Here is a 16,730-nt window from a genome sequence, read left to right on the forward strand (position 1 = left end):
TCGCGGTGTGGAGCGGTAGTTCAGCAGTTACGCAGTGCAACACCAACAGTTCGGAGTTCGCTCTTTGAGTACGCCGCAATCCCAGGCCCCGGTCCGGGCGTGCCCGGTCGCCCACGGCTCGCCGACCGATTCCGATGACCAGCGGGTGCCCATGTACTCGCCCGAGTTCGCCGCGGATCCACACCGCGTCTATCGCGAGATGCGCAGGCGCTACGGCTCTTTGGCACCGGTGGAGTTGGCGCCCGGTGTCCCGGCGACTTTGGTGGTCGGCTACAGCACCGCGGTGCGGATTCTCAATGACCCCGAGCACTTCCCCGCCGACCCGCGCGCCTGGCAGAAGAACATCCCCGCGGACTGCCCCATCCTTCCCCTGCTGGAGTGGCGGCCGATGGCCAGCCGAAGCGCCGGAACCGACTTCACCCGCTACCGAGGGGCGATCACCGCCAGTATCGATGAGGTCGACCTGTATGCCCTCCACACGGTGGTGGAGGGACTCGCCATCCCGCTGATCAACTCCTTCTGCGAAGACGGATCCGCCGAACTGATCCGCCAGTACGTGTTCCCGCTCGTCTTCCAAGCGGTGAACTATATGCTCGGCTGCCCGCCGGAGATCGGGGCGCAGGTCGCCGCCGGCACGGCCGCTCTCCTCGAGGGTGTCGACGCCGAGAAGGGCAATCAGATGCTCGGCGAGGCGCTGATGAGCCTGGTGACACTGAAACGTGCCGACCCCCAGCGCGACATCACCTCGGCGCTGCTGCGGCATTCCGCCCGGCTCGATGACGTGGAGGCGTCGCATCATGTGTCCCAGGTCTACGGCAGCGGGATCGAGTTCGAGCTGAACCTGATCACCAACACCCTGTTGCTGATCCTCACCGACGAGCGCTTCGGCGACAGCATCCTCGGCGGGAACCTGTCCTCCCGCGATGCCATCGACGAGGTCTTGTTCAACGACCCGCCACTGGCGAACCTGCTGATCACCTACCCGCGCCACCCGATCCTCATCGATGACGTCTGGCTGCCGGCGCACCAGCCCGTCGTCATCAGCATGGCCGCGTGCAACAACGACCCCGCGATCCGCACCGGCGACTTGACCGGCAACCGCTCCCACCTGGCCTGGGGCCTCGGCCCGCACGCCTGCCCCGCGCGCCCGCTGGCCTACCTGATCGCGCAAGAGGCCATCGACCAACTCCTCGACGCGCTGCCGGAGATCGAACTGAACCTGCCGAACCGAACACCCGACTGGCGACCAGGGCCCTTCCACCGGGCCCTGACCGAATTGCCGGTCACCTTCCCACCGACCTCCCCGCTGAACATCTGACAAGAACTCGCCGAGTTCCACCGCGGCCCCGCCGAGTGGTGGGGCCGCACGTCGGCGCCGTGATCATGAGCCGGAGCCGCCCTTCGATCAGGCGAAGTGAGACGGCCGGTGGGCAGCGCCCGGGGTGCGGTCGGCGGGGATGCCGGGGGAGACGTTGGGCACGGTGCCAGGAGTGAGGTTGGTCTGGCCGCTCGGAGTCGGAGTGGTCTGCGGGCCGCACATCACGTTGGAGCAGGTCGGTAGGTTGGGGTCCGGACCGGCCTGGGCCACGCCCGCCGTCAAGAGGCCCATGCCCAGCAGGGCGGGCGCCGCGGCGATCGCCAGAGCGCGGGCCGAGCGGCGGGTCGATCGGTGGTTCGTGGTCATACAGGGTGCTCCTTCGGGGCGGTGTCGCGGGGCGGTCCCGCTGTCGTTGTGACGCTGTCCAGCCTCATCGACACCGGACCGAGCCGAAAGGACACCCAGGGTGCACGGCAACGCACCCTCCACATGGTTCGAACCCACCAAGGTGAGGTTCGGCTCCGGCGGATTCGTCCGGACCGCCCGCCGGTCGTGCCCCTACGCCGGGCGTCGAGTCGGCGACCGACGCAAGGCCGTCGCCGACTTCCGCACGGATCAGATGCTGGACAGTTGCTCGCGCAGCACCGTGCGCAGTGCGACGGGCTCGCGTCCGAGCAAGGTGGCCAGTGTCGGGTCGACGGTGGCGAACTCGCCGACGCGGCTGGCGGCGAAGATGCCGACCAGCTGTTCCGCCGTCCGCGCGGGAACGCCTCGGCCCACCAACTGTTCCCGGAACTGGTCGTCGGATGTGGTGGTCCTCGTGATAGCGCTGCCCGTGATCTCGGTGGCGATACCGGCGATATCGTCGAAGGCGAGCGCTCGCGCCCCGGTGAGCGGCGGGGTGGGACCGTCGAAGCAGCCTTCGTCGGCCAGGATCGCGGCGGCGGCGTCGGCGAGGTCGGCGTGCGCGGTCCAGCTGACCGGCCCGTCCGCGGGGAGCGCCAGCAGGCCGGACTCGTCCGCGTGGCCGAGGAAGTGGGCCGCGCTGGCGGCGTAGAAGCCATTGCGGAGTGAGGTGAACGGCACGCCGCAGGCGCGCAGCGCGTCCTCGGTGGCGGCGTGATCGCGGCACGCCTGGAAGTGTGACGAGGGGCTGGCTCCCATCTGGCTGGTGTAGAGGATGCGACGGGCGCCGGCCGTGACGGCCGCTTCGATGGCGGCGCGATGCTGTTCGACGCATTCGTCGCCCATTTTGTCGACGGAGACGATGAGCACCTGAGTGGCGCCTTCGAAAGCCTCTGCGAGACCGGCGATATCGGTGAAGCTTCCCTGCCGGACCCGAACCCCTCGCTCGGCGAACGCCTGCGCCTTTCGCGGATCACGGACGCTGACGCCGACTCGGTTCGCCGGCACGCGCGTGAGCAGCCTCTCGACGATTTGACGCCCCAGCTGTCCGGTCGCTCCGGTCACGATGATCATGATGCACTCCCGTGGCTCGATCTGTTGTTTCCAATGGAATCAATCGAACGTTATCATCGATACTAACGATGGAACCAACGAAGCGGTATCGTTGATATATGACATCGCGCGCAGGCGGCAGTGACGACGCCACTACCGGCGATTCCGGCACCTCGATCCCGGGCCGTGAGCAGACCCGGCAGCGGGTCGTCGAGGCCGCCATCGACCTGCTGACGCGCGGGGGCCGCGACGCGGTCACCACTCGCGCGGTCGCTGATGCGGCGGGCTTGCAGCCGCCGGCCATCTACCGGCTGTTCGGCGACAAGGACGGGCTGCTCGACGCGGTGGCCGAGCACGGTTTCGCCGCGTTTCTCGCCACCAAGCATGTCGACCCCGACCCGCGCGACCCCATCGAGGACCTCAGAGCGGGCTGGGACGTCGCGGTCGAGTTCGGATTGGCCAATCCCGCGCTGTACACCTTGATGTACACCGAACCTGTCGGAAAGACCTCGGCCGCGTTCAAGGCCGGCATGGAGATCCTGATGGGCCGAATCCGGCGCCTGGCCGCCGGCGGCTGGCTGCGCGTCGACGAGGAACTCGCGGCCCAGATCATCCATGCCACGGCGCGCGGCGCAGTGCTCACCTGGTTGTCGCTGCCCGAAGAGCGGCGTAAGCCGGCCTTGTTGACCACATTGCGGGAGTCCATGGTGGCTGCCGTCACCAATCAGCAGCCGGCCGTGCAGGACGCGGGCCCGGCAGGCGCCGCCCGTGCGTTACGCGCCGTGTTGCCCGAGCAGACGACTCTCAGCAGCGCGGAGCAACAGCTACTGCGGGAGTGGCTGAACCGCCTTGCCGTCGACGGCTGACTGCTGCCCGCCGACGCCGTCGGAGGCAGCGGCACCGGGGTGGCGAGCCGCGGTCAGCCGCGCGAGCGCGGCCTCGGTGAAGACCGACAATCCGAGGTCGGGGTTGTATCCGTGTATTTCCTTGACGTCGAGGTCGGCCAGGAAATACAAGATCTCCCTCGAAACCACTTGCCCCGGGACCAGTATCGGGAAACCGGGCGGATATGGGACGACGAAGGTGGCGGATACCAGGGGTCTCCCCTTGGCGAGCCTGCGCCCGGCGTCGCCGAGCAGGACGTGTTCACGGTCGGACTCCGCGTACCCGGCGTAGAAGGCCGAGCGCATGTCACCGAAGGAAACGGCGCCGTCGGGACGGAAAGCGCTGTCGAACTCGCTGAAGTCGGGCAGGGCGGGCAGATCCTTGGTGATCTCGTCGATCCGGCGCTGTTGCAGCGCGCGATCGGCCTTGCCTGCCGCGCTCCGGTTGTTCTCGAAGTCGGCGGCCACCCGGCGCAGCACCTCGAGCAGGTGGTGCACGCTCGACCACGTGACGCCGATCGTGAAGATCAACAGCACACTGTTGATCGAGGTCTTGTTGATCTGGATGCCGAACCGATCCATCAGGATCTTCTCGCGGAAGTCGTACCCGTTCATGCCGGTCTTGCCAAGGAACAGGGTGACCCGCGTCGGGTCGAGCACGAACTGATCGGACCGCCACGCCTCGTTCCACTGGGCCAGGCCACCCAGTCTGACCTGTCGGTACGAGGTCACCTCGGAGGTGCGGAACTCGTCGGGCACCAGGTCGTCCTCGTCGAGAATGCGGAACCACTTGCCGATCAGCCGGTCCTTGCGGACGCGGTGCCGGAACACCAGCGCCATGTCGTAGACGTTGCGAACCAGCTGGAAGCCCTCGATGTCGACCTGCCTGCGCGCCAGATCCAACGACGCCAGGAGTTGCTGGTTCGGCGATGTCGAGGTGTGGGTCAGAAACGCCTCGGCGAACGTCTCGCGGGCGAGAGCTTTGAAATCCTGGTCCCGGATATGGATCATCGACGCCTGCCGGAGAGCGGACAGCGACTTGTGGGTGGAATGCGTCGCGTACACGCGTACCCGCGCGCGTTCGGGGTCGGGAAGCAGGCGGCGGTTGCTCCACTCGGCGCGGTCGACTCCCTGCATCGACGCGCGCCACTTGCGGTACTCCTCGGCATATCCGGGCGACGACAACATCGATTCGAGTTGCTCGGCGGCGACCATCGCGGTCCGCTGTCGCGCCCACGGTACCGCGGTCGCGAACGCGTACCACGCCTCGTCCCACAGGAAGCAGATGTCCGGCTTGATCGCGAGGACCTCTTCCATCACGCGCTGGGGGTTGTAGACGATGCCGTCGAACGTGCAGTTGGTCAGCAGCAGCATCCGCACCCGGTCCAGTTGTCCGGCCGCCTCGAGATCCAGCAGCGCCTTCTTGATGGTGTGCAGGGACACGGCTCCGTAGATCGCGTAGGGCTCGAGCGGGTAGGCGTCCAGGTACATCGGGTACGCCCCGGCCAGCACCAAGCCGTAATGGTGCGATTTATGGCAGTTGCGGTCGATCAGCACGATATCGCCCGGCCGGGTGAGGGCCTGCATGACGATCTTGTTCGCGGTGGATGTTCCGTTGGTGACGAAGTACGTCTGATCGGCACACCACGTCTCGGCGGCTTTGTCCATCGCCGCCCGGATCGTGCCGTGTGGATCCAGGAGTGAGTCCAGCCCGCCGGAGGTGGACGACGTCTCGGCCATGAAGATGTTGCGGCCGTAGAACTCGCCCATGTCCTGCAGCGACTTGGAGTTGAAGATGCTGGCGCCGCGCGCGACCGGAAGCGCGTGGAACTGGCCGACCGGCGCGGCCGCATAGGCACGCAGGGCGTCGAAGAACGGTGTGGCGAACCGGCTGCGGACGCCGGCGAGCACCGTGCTGTACAAGTCGGTGACGTCGTTGAGCCGATAGAACGTCCGATCGTAGACGTCCGACTCGTCCTCGGTCTCCGCGGCGATCGATTCGTCGGTCAGCAGGTACAGGTCGATGTGCGGCCGCAGTTTCCTGATCCACTCACCGCATTCGACCCAGTCGCGGGTGCGGTCGGTCACGACCACATCGTCGTTGGCGCCGAGCAACGCGGTCATCAACGGGACGCGGTCGGGAGAACGAAGCGGGAGGTCGTGCCGGATGATCGCCGCCTGGATCTCGCCGTTCAACGCGACGGCGGTGATCGCGTCCTCGATGCTCGTCACGACGAGCAACTCGAACCGCACATCCTCCGACGGGTCGCGCAACGCCCGGAGGCTCTCCGCCAGGCCTTCGGGAGCTTCGGGCGGGGAATCGTCGCCGAGCAGGACGGTGTAGAACTGCTGCTGCTTGGCTCGCGCCACGAGTTCCTGATCGGCCAACGGCGTCGATGCGTCGAACACGGCCGCGCGGTCGCCGTACTCGGAGAGCAGGCGCACGGCCAGCGACACTTCCTCGGTGAGCCGCATCGTTGCGAGATCGGCGAGATATTCGCGAAACGCCGCCAGTCTGGCCGGGCCCGGGTACAGCCAGTACCGCTCATAGGTGCCGAGGCGATCGAGGAGGCGCCGCACCCGGGCGGCTTCGTGGGTGGTGTCCAACCCGGCGCGATCGACATCGGCGAGCCGGCGGCACGCGTCGTCGAGCAGGTTCCAGGTGTCGATGCGCGAGTACGACGGGTTCGCTACCGCCGCCAGCGCGGAAACCGAAAGCCCTTTCGGGCGCTCGCCGTTTCGGTGCATGTCGTCAGTTCCGCCCCTCGATCGGTGGGCGAAGTGGTCTGCCGAACCCGGCAGATCATCCTGGAACATCCCTGCAAACATTGTGCCCCGCCGTAGATCGAATTCCTAGGTGGGTTCGAGAAGCCGTCGCGTCGGAACAAATGCCGCTCGCGATACTCCCGCGTCGGCGGAGCAGGTACCTACAATGACCGTGTGACGACTTTTCGTCGCGATAGCGAAGTCCAGCTCGGCCGGCACATCGGACGGATCGCCGCCCGGATGAACGAGCGAGTGACGGAAATCGGCACGATCATCCGGCGCAAACTCGAGGAAGAAATAGCCGAACTGCGCGAGGACACGCATTCCCGGGAACTTCTCGGCGCCAGCGTGGAAGCCAATGTCGAAACACTGTTGCAGGCCCTACGCCACGATATTCCCGTCGCGCGCGTCCAGGCGCCGACGGCGGCCACCGAATACGCCAAACGTCTGGCGCAGCACGGAGTTTCGCTCAATGCGCTGATTCGCGCCTACTGGGTGGGGCAGCGAAGGATGAGCGAACTGGTCTTCGCGGAAGTGCGCGCCGCCGACATCACGCCGCAGCAACGCGTCGACGTCCTGCAAACCATCACCACGACGCTTTTCAACTACATCGACTCGATCACCCGGCAGGTCGTCGCCGCCTACCAAGGTGAACGGGAGCAGTGGTTGGAGAATCAGAACAGCATCCGCGCACTCCAGGTCGGCGAAGTGCTGACCGAGACGAGCACCGTGGACATCGACGCGGCGACCGAGTCGATCCGCTACCCGCTGCGCTGGCAGCACCTCGCGCTGGTGCTGTGGTACCCGGAGCTGAGCGCCGACGGTGACGAACTGCCCCGGATGCAGCGGTTCGTGCGGGAGCTGGCTCGCGCGGCGGACACGTCGGCGCTGCCGCTGTTCGCCGCCGTGGATCGGGTCAGCGCTTGGGCCTGGTTGCCCTACCGATCGCTGCCCGCCGACCCGGTCGGCGCCGTTCGCAGGTTCGTCCGTGACCGCGCCGACGCCCCCTGCTTCGCGATCGGCACACCCGGCACCGGAGTCGAGGGTTTCCGCAGATCACACCGGCACGCCCAGGCCGCGCGCGCCGTCGCCCGCGCCCGTGGCGCGGAGGATCCGATGGTCTATTCGGCGACCGATCCGGGGCTGTCGGCCGCCGCGCTGCTGGGTGGTGACATGGCCGAAGCGCGGGACTGGGTGAGCGAGGTACTCGGCGATCTGGCCACCGACAACGACAACGACGAGCGGCTGCGGGAGACATTGCGGATCTTCCTGCGCACCGGATCGAGCTACAAGGCCGCGGCCGCGGAAATGAACCTGCACTTCAATTCCGTGAAGTACCGGGTAGCGCGAGCGATCGAGCGGCGGGGTCGACCGATAGACGACGACCGGCTCGAGGTCGAGATGGCGTTGCTGGTGTGCCAGTGGTACGGCGGCGCAGCGTTGCGCCGGGACCCGGCGTAACTCCTGTTGTAACCCCTGAAGCGAAGGAGCAAACAATGTCCACCATGCACTTCAAGGAGACGACGAACTCGACTCCGGAGCAGTTCGTCGCCGCGCTCACCGATTTCGGGCCCGGCCGTTCGCAGGTATTCGGCAACAGCGCCGACAAGTACCTCGAAGTGCACAACCAGGGCCGCCGTGAGGCCGACGTCACGGAAGGTTCGCACGGCATCTGGGAACGTCTGCACTACGACTGGTCGAACCCCGAGCGCGTCGTCATGACGACCACCGACTCGAACGTATGGGGCGGCCACTCCGGTCACACCTACACCTTCGAGCGCAGGCCAGACGGCAAGACCGATGTGGATGTCGTCATCGTGCGTGAGGGCAAGAACCTCAAGGGACGGGTCCTCGAAGTCGTGGTCGGGACCGTCGGCAAACGCGTCCTGCGACAGGCCCTCGACAAGACCGTCAAGGCCATCGAAACCCGCGACAACGGCGGGGGAACGGCGCAGCGCCCGTAACGGTGTGCCTGTCGCTCGGGTGGCGGAGCGCCTGCGGCTGCGCGATCCAGTCGAAAAATAGGTATACCCGTGGGTAGTTTGACCGTCGCCCGACGCGGCTTCTCGGGACAGGCTGGAGCACGACTTGCCAGCACCATCTCGGGGAGGCTCGTATGCACACGAACCAGGTGAAACGCATCTCGAATGTCGTCGGAGACGGCAGCGAACTGTGCGCGGACGACATGTTGATGATCTACCGCTGCGTGCGGTGCGCCAAGCTGCTCGCGCCGATCACGTCCGGGTGTTCGTCCTGCGGATCCGACGAGCTCGAGAGTGTGCCGTCGTCGGGTGCGGGTTCGGTCGTGTCGTGGCGGGTGGTGGATCGTGCCCCGACCGACCGGCGAGGCGGGTTGGTGCCGCTGACGATCGCCATCGTGGAACTCGACGAAGGCCCGTGGGTCTACACCTGCCTGGAAGGGGAGATCCCCGCGTCTGCGGACCGCTCGGTGCGCGTGCAATTCCAGCCCCATCCCAGGGAAGGCAGGTTCCCGGTCTTCGCGGTCAGCACCGATCCGCGAAATCCGTCGTGCCGATCCGTGCCCCATCTCTCCGCGCGGGAGTGATCGCGACGACATCGCGCGACAGCCCGTGCCCACGGCGGTAGGAGAGGCCTGCTGCGCGACCCGCCGTAGCCCTCCCGGCGATATCCTGGGGATACGTCATCGAGAGGTGTGCAGTGGTGTTGGCCACGGGGTTGGATGGGGTGAATCGGTGTAGTCGATGACCGATGCCGATCCATTCGCGACGCAACGCGATGCGTCCGGTTCGGTCGCGGCGGAGCTGGCGGCGGCCGGGTTCTCCGACGCCGTGGAGATCGGCCGGGGTGGGTTCGGCGCTGTGTATCGCTGCAGGCAGGCCTCGCTCGACCGGGTGGTGGCGGTCAAGGTGCTCACCGCCGATCTGGACGAGGACAACCGGGCACGGTTCTTCCGCGAGCAGCGGGCCGCGGGGAGGCTGACCGGGCATCCCAATATCGTGAACGTCCTGCACGCCGACGTCACCGACGCCGGTCGCCCTTACATCGTCATGCCGTACTATCCGCACGGCTCTCTGGACGCACGGATCCGCGGCGACGGGCCGCTGGGCCCCGAGGAAGTGCTGCGGCTCGGGGTGAAAATGGCCGGGGCGCTCGAGACGGCGCATCGCTTCGGGGTCCTGCATCGTGACGTCAAGCCCGGAAATGTTCTCTACACCGACTACGACGAGCCCACGCTGGCGGATTTCGGTATCGCTCATATCGGGGGCGGGTTCGTCACCGGTTCCGGCATCGTGACCGGAACGCCCGCGTTCACGGCTCCGGAAGTGATCGCCGGCGAGGCGGCCGGCCCTGCCGCGGACGTCTACGGCCTCGGCGCCACCTTGTTCGCCGCGATCACCGGCCATGCCGCTTTCGAACGCCGCGACGGCGAGCAGTTGGTGGCACAGTTCCTTCGCATCACCTCCGAACCGGTACCGAACCTGCGCGCGCACGGAATCCCCGACGACGTCAGCGCCGTCATCGAACACGCCATGGCCGCTGCCCCGGGCAACCGCCCTTCCGCCGCGGACTTGGGTGAGCAACTTCGCGCAGCTCAAACCCGGCACGGTTTCCCCGTCGATGTGATGGCCTTGTACACCCCGCTCTCAGGCGAGCCCGCGGCCGAGTCCGATCAGAAGTTTCCTTCGGCGGGGTCTCAGCAGCTTCGACTTGCGGGAGCCTCCTCGGGTTCTGGAAGACTTCCGCTGGAACTGACCAGCTTCATCGATCGACGAACCGAGCTGACGCGAGCGACGAACTCGTTGTCTACTTCGCGGTTGGTGACCCTGACCGGTATCGGAGGAGTGGGCAAGACGCGCCTGGCGGTGCAAGTCGCCACCACTACGCAACGCGATTTCGCCGACGGTGTCGTGTTCGTGGAGCTGGGGGAGCTGCGTGACGAATCGCTGCTGGTGAGCGTCGTCGCGAGCGCGCTGGAGTTGCAGGATCGGTCGGTGCGTCCGTTACGCGAGGTACTCGCCGAATTCCTCGCCGATCGGACACTGCTGCTCGTGCTGGACAATTGCGAGCAGCTGCTCGACGCGGTGGCCGAACTGGCCGAGTCGCTGCTTCGCGCGTGTCCTGGTTTGCGGATTCTCGCGACAAGCCGCGAGCCGATCGGCCTCGCGGGGGAAGCGGTCTTGCCGATCCATCCGCTGGAGGTCCCCGACCCGGATCGGCTGCCGAGGAACCCGACCCGCAACGACGCGATGAAGTTGTTCGGCGACCGGGCTGCCACCGCGGTGCCGGGGTTCGAGCTCACCGAGGGCAACCAACGAACCATCGCCCGGATCTGCCGGCAGCTGGACGGGCTGCCGTTGCCGATCGAGCTCGCGACGGCCTGGTTGCGCGTGATGTCGCCGGAGCAGATACTGCGACGCTTGACCGATCGGTTCGCCTTGCTCACCCGCGGCAGCAGGACCGCCCCGCCGCGGCAACAGACGTTGCGCATGTGCATCGACTGGAGCTACGACCTGTGTACACCGGTGCAGCAAGGAGTGTGGGCCCAGTTGTCGGTATTCGCAGGCAGCTTCGACCTCGAGGCCGCCCAATACGTCTGCGGAGATGATCTGGCAGCCGAGGACCTTTTGAATACTGTGGCGTTCCTCGTCGACAAGTCGATCCTCACCCGCGAAGAGTCGGGGAGCGTGGTGCGGTTTCGAATGCTGGACACCGTGCGCGACTACGGCCACGAAAAGGCGCAGCGAACCAGCGGATACCTCGAACTCTGCCGCCGCCACCGCGACTGGTGCCAACAGCTGGCGCTCGATGCGAATGCCGACTTGTTCAGTCCGCGAGATTTCGAGTGGGTCGGCCGATTGCGTCGGGAGGAGCGGAACATGCGGCAAGCGCTCGAATTCTGCGTATCCGACAGCCCCGAAGCCGGCATCCGGATCGCGAGCGCTCTGTTGCCCTTCAGGTTCTCCCACGGCTCTCTCGCCGAGGAGCGTCACTGGCTGGAGCGCCTGCTGGCCCGCCGCACCGGCCGAGCCACCGTCGACCAAGCCGCAGCGTTCTACGCCGCCTGCCTCATTGCCGCGATACAGGGCGACATCGCGGGGGTGACCGATCTGGTACGCGAAGGACACGCGCTGGTCGAGCAGACGACCGACCCGCTGATCCGCGCACACATCGACTTCACCGATGGACTTCTCGCACTGTTCAGTGGGAACCCTTCCGAAGCCCGCCCGTATGTCGAGAAAGCCCTTCAGGTGTATACCGAAAGAGGTGGTCCGCTCCTCTTCCGCGTCGACGCGTTGACCTTTCTCGGTCTCACACACGGACTGTGCGATGACACCGCGCGGGCCATCGAATATTACGAGCGCGCCCTCGCCATCACCGAAAAGTACGGAGGGACGATCTATCCCGCCTACGCGCTGTGGGCGCTGGGTGTCGCGTGGTGGCGCCGAGGCGAACCCGTGCGGGCGACTCGACTCGTCACGCAGGCATTGCGAGTGAGCTGGAGAGTCGACGACCGTACGAACATCAGCATGTGCCTGCAAGCCCTGGCGTGGATCGCCGCCGATCACGGGGATGCCGAGCGTGTGGTGGTACTGACCGCGGCCGCCGAAAAGATCGGCCGGTCCGTGGGCACTGCGCCGACACAGTTTTCACAGCTGCTCGCTTTTCAGGAAGAGTGCGAGCGCCGAACGCGAGCGGCTATCAGCGAGCAGGCCTACGCCGCTGCCCATCGGGAGGGCGCCGCGCTCGATTTCGATGCCGCGATCGCCTACGCCCTTGGCGAACAGTCCTCGCCCGCATCGAGGGACACCACTGGTCGCAAATTGACCAGACGCGAGCGTGAGGTCGCCGAACTGGTCGCCGAAGGTTTGACCAACCGGGAGATCGCCGCTCGCCTGGTGATCTCACCACGCACCGCACAGGGACATGTCGAGCACGTGCTGACCAAACTGGGTTTCACCTCGCGGACACAGGTCGCGGCCTGGATAGCGGCCTCACGCAACAGTTCGGAGGCATGAGCGACCGTGCGCCGTCGGCGGCTACGCTCGTCGCAATATCGGCATTGGAGGGAAGGCGTAATGGAGGATCTCGCCGCGCGATTCGAGGAGCTGGGTCGCCTGGTACCGATCCCCCACCCGTGGGACATAACGGAATACATCGCTCGGGTGGCAGAGTACCGAGGGCGCCCGATCACGTTGTGCCCCATCGATGTCGGGGCACTCTCGGGGAGCGGATGCGGCACCGGAAGTGGCCTGTGGATCGCACGGGAAGGTGACGACGTGATCATGTACGGGGCCGACACCGAATGGCATGCCGATCACATCATCGCCCACGAGGTCGGTCACATGCTGCTCGGCCACGGAGGGATCACGAGCGGCCCCGATGCTGCCGCGGCCGACCTGCCGTTGCGGGAATTGATGCCCTCGCTGTCGCTGGAAACCATCCGCAGCGTACTGCGCCGCCAGGACTACGGCAGCGAGCGCGAGCGCGCCGCCGAAACCTTCGCCGACCTGCTGCTGGTCGAAGCGATGCTGCCGAAACGGTCGGCGAGCCGATTCCGCTCGACGTTCTTCCGAAGCCGGCATCGATGAGATGACCTCCCCGATCCCGGGTCTGATCACCTGGCCCGTGCTGACAGTTCTCACGTCGGTGCTCGCCGGTCGGTGGTGGCTGTTGCGGGACAGCCTCGTCGACCGGCTCATCAACCGCGCGCTCGCCGCGGCTCTCGTCGAGCACCTGTTGCGTGAGGCATGGTTCGAACGGTCACTGGCCTGGCTGCTGCCCGGCGACGACAGCGACGTGGTGAACCTCGCTCGGCAGCTCTCCTTGGGAGCAACCGTGTTGGCCGTCTCGTACATCTACGGCATCGCCACGTTGTGGGCGGGCGCCGATCCCGCCCACACGTGGCGCAGGCAGCGGCGATATCACTTCGTCACGATCACCGTCACCACCGTCGTCCTGATCGCGGGGACGCCCGCGCGCCGCGCCGGCCAGTTGATCGACCAGGCCCTCGGCTGGCCAGCTGTCGTGGTCTGGATCGCGTTCTCCCTGCCGCTCGGCGCGACGGCCCTGCTCGTCGGCCGGGCGAGTGTGCGCGAGATGCGCGCCGCAGGCGAGGCCACCTGGCAGGAACGCGCGCTGTACGCAGTGGTGCTCTGTACCGCGCTGGGCATGGCGCTCGTAGCGGTCGTATACCCGGCCGAGGCCATCAGCGATGTCGTGACAGGCCGGCCGTCCTTCGATCCCGGGATGCACTGGAAAGCATGGAGCGGCTTCCTTCTCTCGGCCGTCGGCGCTCCCGCCGTGGTCACGGTGCCACTGATCAGCACCCTGCTCACCCGCTATGGATGGGACCGCACCGGCCGATACTGCCGCCGCCTGCAGCCGATGTGGGCCGACCTCACCGCAGCCGTACCCGAGATCGTCCTGGAGATGCGGGGCCGAACGGACCCGGCCATCCGTCTGCACCGCATGACGGTCGAGATCCGCGACAGCCTGCTCCATCTCGAGCGCTACAGCGCCGGCCCCGACGATCCCGCCGCCACCGGCGCTGACCCACATATCCATGCCCGCCGCCTCGCCGAGGCCATTGCCACCAAAGCCGCCGGGCACCCCCCGAAGGCGAGCCGATCCACGCCCCGGCGCCGAGTCCAACCGGGGGCACGGGACCTCACCGCGGAGCTGCGCCGGCTACTCGTACTCGCCGAGGCATGGTCAGACGTTCGCAGCCCGACGAAGTCGCGCCGCAATCGGCCGCGGCGCGCAACCTCGCACGAGCCTGACCGCGGACGGCTCGTCCGGTGGCGCGTGCTCCCAATTCGCCGTGCGTCCGATCACTGATCGACGTATGCGGCCATCCGTGCTCGAAATGCCGGTGGTGCGAACGTTTCCGCGTGGGCGCGGACGATGTGCGGGTCGTAGCGGGCGGTGTCGAAGTCGGCCATTGCCGCGGCCAGGCGGGTGACGACGTCCGGATCGGCGCCAGGAGCGATGTGTTCGCCGGTCGTGCCCGGTCGTACCGTGTCGAGCGCGCCGCCGGCGCCGATGGCGAGTACCGGGGTACCGCAGGCCATGGCTTCGACCGGGACGATGCCGAAGTCTTCCACGCCGGGCATGAGCAGGGCTCGGCAGCGTTGGTACATGTCCCGCAGGATGTCGGTAGAGGTGGCGCCCAGAAAAGTGGTCTCGGGTCCGGCGAGGGCTTCGAGCTGAGGCCGGAAGCGTCCGCCGCCCAGCACGACCAGCCGTACGCCGGCGAGTTGCGCGGCGCGTATGGCGAGATCGGCGCGTTTGTAGGGAACGAGGCGACCGGCGCAGAGAAAGAAGTCCTCCCGGGCACGTGTGGGATCGGGAGTGAAACGGTCGACATCAACGGGGGGATTGATCACGGTGGCGGTCAGGCCCCACCAGTCGTGGATCCGGTCGGCGACGGCGGTCGAGTTGGCGATCACCCGGGTCAGGCGCGGCGCCGCTCGCAGTTCGGTGCGGCGGGCCAGTGCGCCCAGGGCGCCGAGGGCGAACTGGCCGGCCCGTCCGCCGGTTTCACGAATGCGGAACTCTCGATCCCAAGCCCATCGCGCGGGGCTGTGTACATAGGCGATCACGGGCGCGTCGGTGGCCAATGCGGCCTGAGTGGCGAACGAGTGGTGGCTGACGACCACGGCGTCATAGCCCCGCAACGGCATACGACGCAGGGACCGGGGGACGAACGGCAGCAGGGGGGCGTGCCGGCCGCGGGTCATTGTGTGGGCGCGGGAAAGCCAGGTGTCGTGGACATGCCGGACGGGCGGGCGGATTCCGTCCGGCGTGACGATCGGGGCGTAGATGTCCGCGCCGGGCCAGGTGCGGGCGAACTCGCCCACGACGGCTTCGGATCCGCCGAATTCGGTGAACCGCTCGTGGACGATGGCGATGCGGGGTGTGGTCATCGAGATGTGCTCGTTTCGATCTGCCGCGGTGCGGCGGTGCGGCGAATCGCGGGAGCGACCGGTCGTCCGCGCAGCAGTCCGTCGACGGTGCCGCGTTCGAGGGCGGTCCGGTATACCTGGGCCGCGGCCGCGCAAGCCGACAGGGTGGCGGCGATCGCGTCGTGGTCGTGTGCCGCCGAGGTGACGAAGGATTGCCCGAGTACTCCGCGTTGGAGCAGTTCTTGCAGGAACAATGTGCGGAATGCCTGGCATGGGTTCCCGTGGGAATCAAGGGTTTCGAAGATCAGGCAGGAGGAGCGTCCGCGGACCCTGAGGTGGTCGCCGATGCCGAGTTCGGTTGCCAGCGCGGTGAAGCCGGTCGCCAGTGCGGCGCCGGCCGCTTCCATTCGGACGATCGGATCGCCGGTCCGGTAGGCCGCGGCGACCGCGCGGAAGGCCGCCAGCCCGCTGGTTTCCGGCCCGTGCGTGGTGGACAGCAGAAACACGCGGTCGGCAGCGGTGCGCAGGCCGCCACGTTCCAGGTACTCGCGTCGTCCGGCGAGCGCCGATATGGGGAATCCGTTACCCATGGCCTTGCCCCAGCAGGACAGGTCGGGAGTCACGCCGTAGACGGACTGTGCGCCGCCCGCGGCCCAGCGAAATCCGGTGATCATCTCGTCGAACACCAGCAGGGTGCCGTGCCGATCGCACAGGGCGCGTACCGCTTGGAGATAGCCGGGCTCGGGTTCCGCGGTCGCGGTGGCCGCCTCCATGACGACCGCTGCCACGGTGTCGCCCGCCAGGACCGCGGCGAGGGCGTCGACGTCGTTGTAGGGAAATCGGACGGTTTCGGCACCGACATGAGCGGAGATGCCTGCCGACATCGGTGTGGTCGCGATGAACCAGTCGTCGACCGAGAAGAACGGCTGCTCGCAGACGGCGATCCGCTCGCGACCGGTCACGGCCCGGGCCAGCCGGACCGCGGCGGTGGTGGCATCGGAGCCGTTCTTGGCGAACTTGACCATGTCCGCACCGGGAACCAGGTCCAGGAAGTCCTCGGCCGCAAGCAGTTCCAGCTCGGTCGGCCTGCTGAAGTTCACTCCGTCGGCGATCGTGGCGGTCACGGCATCCAGAACCGGTGCACAGGCATGGCCGAGGGTGACCGAACGCAGTCCCATCCCGTATTCGACGTACTGGTTGCCGTCGGCATCCCAGACTCGGCATCCGTTGCCGCGCACCAATATCGGCGCCATCTGCTCGGGGTATTGATCCGCTCCGCGGGCGTAGGTGTGCGCGCCGCCCGGCACCAGCTCGTGCAGCCGACGCTGCAGCGCGTTGCTGCGGGCGAACCCGTGGTGCGGTGGGAGGTCGGGGTGCAGAGTCATCTGGTGCTCCGTGTGCGGTGCGGGCAGGATA

General features: G+C 67.3%; 13 protein-coding genes. 8 read left to right on the forward strand and 5 right to left on the reverse strand.

Features of this window, described 5'->3' with window-relative positions; genetic code table 11:
* Positions 1–64: 64 nt before the first annotated feature.
* Positions 65–1,318: a cytochrome P450 family protein gene (locus ON21_RS34915; RefSeq protein ID WP_039805304.1), complete on the forward strand. Its 1,254-nt coding sequence runs from the start codon at positions 65–67 to the stop codon at positions 1,316–1,318.
* Positions 1,319–1,405: 87 nt separating this feature from the next.
* Here ON21_RS34915 and ON21_RS34920 read toward each other — a convergent pair whose 3' ends face one another.
* Both ON21_RS34920 and ON21_RS34925 read right to left on the reverse strand, forming a co-directional pair.
* The gene (locus ON21_RS34920; RefSeq protein ID WP_039805305.1) at positions 1,406–1,684 is read right to left on the reverse strand and encodes a hypothetical protein; all 279 of its coding nucleotides are present in this window, start codon (positions 1,682–1,684) and stop codon (positions 1,406–1,408) included.
* Positions 1,685–1,933: 249 nt separating this feature from the next.
* Complete coding sequence (locus tag ON21_RS34925) at positions 1,934–2,797, reverse strand: NmrA family NAD(P)-binding protein (RefSeq protein WP_039805307.1); 864 nt, start codon at positions 2,795–2,797, stop codon at positions 1,934–1,936.
* 98 nt (positions 2,798–2,895) lie between these two features.
* Between ON21_RS34925 and ON21_RS34930 the strand changes: the two genes are divergently transcribed.
* On the forward strand, positions 2,896–3,642 hold the full coding sequence (locus ON21_RS34930) for a TetR/AcrR family transcriptional regulator (protein WP_083881095.1): 747 nt from the start codon (positions 2,896–2,898) through the stop codon (positions 3,640–3,642).
* On the opposite strand, the gene ON21_RS34935 is transcribed toward ON21_RS34930, so the two are convergent.
* Positions 3,601–6,408, reverse strand: a complete 2,808-nt coding sequence (locus ON21_RS34935; RefSeq protein WP_051021817.1) for an aminotransferase class I/II-fold pyridoxal phosphate-dependent enzyme — start codon at positions 6,406–6,408, stop codon at positions 3,601–3,603. The genes ON21_RS34930 and ON21_RS34935 overlap by 42 nt on opposite strands.
* Positions 6,409–6,600: 192 nt before the next feature.
* Here ON21_RS34935 and ON21_RS34940 point away from each other — a divergent pair, with 192 nt between their 5' ends.
* The 6 genes from ON21_RS34940 to ON21_RS34965 all read left to right on the forward strand — a co-directional run bounded on the left by ON21_RS34940 (position 6,601) and on the right by ON21_RS34965 (position 14,247).
* Entirely contained in the window at positions 6,601–7,887 is a 1,287-nt protein-coding gene (locus ON21_RS34940) for a PucR family transcriptional regulator (protein ID WP_039805309.1), read from the forward strand.
* Between the two features lie 35 nt (positions 7,888–7,922).
* Complete coding sequence (locus tag ON21_RS34945) at positions 7,923–8,390, forward strand: hypothetical protein (RefSeq protein ID WP_039805311.1); 468 nt, start codon at positions 7,923–7,925, stop codon at positions 8,388–8,390.
* 152 nt (positions 8,391–8,542) lie between these two features.
* A complete protein-coding gene (locus tag ON21_RS34950; RefSeq protein ID WP_083881097.1) occupies positions 8,543–8,992 on the forward strand; it encodes a Zn-ribbon domain-containing OB-fold protein in 450 nt (149 codons plus the stop codon).
* Between the two features lie 157 nt (positions 8,993–9,149).
* A complete protein-coding gene (locus ON21_RS34955; protein ID WP_039805313.1) occupies positions 9,150–12,425 on the forward strand; it encodes a protein kinase domain-containing protein in 3,276 nt (1,091 codons plus the stop codon).
* Between the two features lie 261 nt (positions 12,426–12,686).
* Positions 12,687–12,998 carry a hypothetical protein gene (locus tag ON21_RS40525; protein ID WP_245562863.1) on the forward strand — a complete coding sequence of 104 codons (312 nt, stop codon included), beginning with the start codon at positions 12,687–12,689 and terminating at the stop codon, positions 12,996–12,998.
* Between the two features lies 1 nt (position 12,999).
* Positions 13,000–14,247: an MAB_1171c family putative transporter gene (locus ON21_RS34965; RefSeq protein WP_039805317.1), complete on the forward strand. Its 1,248-nt coding sequence runs from the start codon at positions 13,000–13,002 to the stop codon at positions 14,245–14,247.
* Here ON21_RS34965 and ON21_RS34970 read toward each other — a convergent pair.
* Together ON21_RS34970 and ON21_RS34975 are read right to left on the reverse strand one after the other, a co-directional pair.
* The gene (locus ON21_RS34970; protein ID WP_039805319.1) at positions 14,241–15,335 is read right to left on the reverse strand and encodes a glycosyltransferase; all 1,095 of its coding nucleotides are present in this window, start codon (positions 15,333–15,335) and stop codon (positions 14,241–14,243) included. The two genes, ON21_RS34965 and ON21_RS34970, sit on opposite strands and share 7 nt — an antisense overlap.
* Positions 15,332–16,699: a glutamate-1-semialdehyde 2,1-aminomutase gene (locus tag ON21_RS34975; RefSeq protein ID WP_051021799.1), complete on the reverse strand. Its 1,368-nt coding sequence runs from the start codon at positions 16,697–16,699 to the stop codon at positions 15,332–15,334. The genes ON21_RS34970 and ON21_RS34975 overlap by 4 nt, the downstream gene beginning before the upstream one ends.
* Positions 16,700–16,730 lie beyond the last annotated feature (31 nt).

The sequence above is a fragment of the Nocardia araoensis NBRC 100135 genome (assembly GCF_000308435.1).
In the GTDB taxonomy this organism is placed as follows: Bacteria; Actinomycetota; Actinomycetes; order Mycobacteriales; family Mycobacteriaceae; genus Nocardia; species Nocardia araoensis.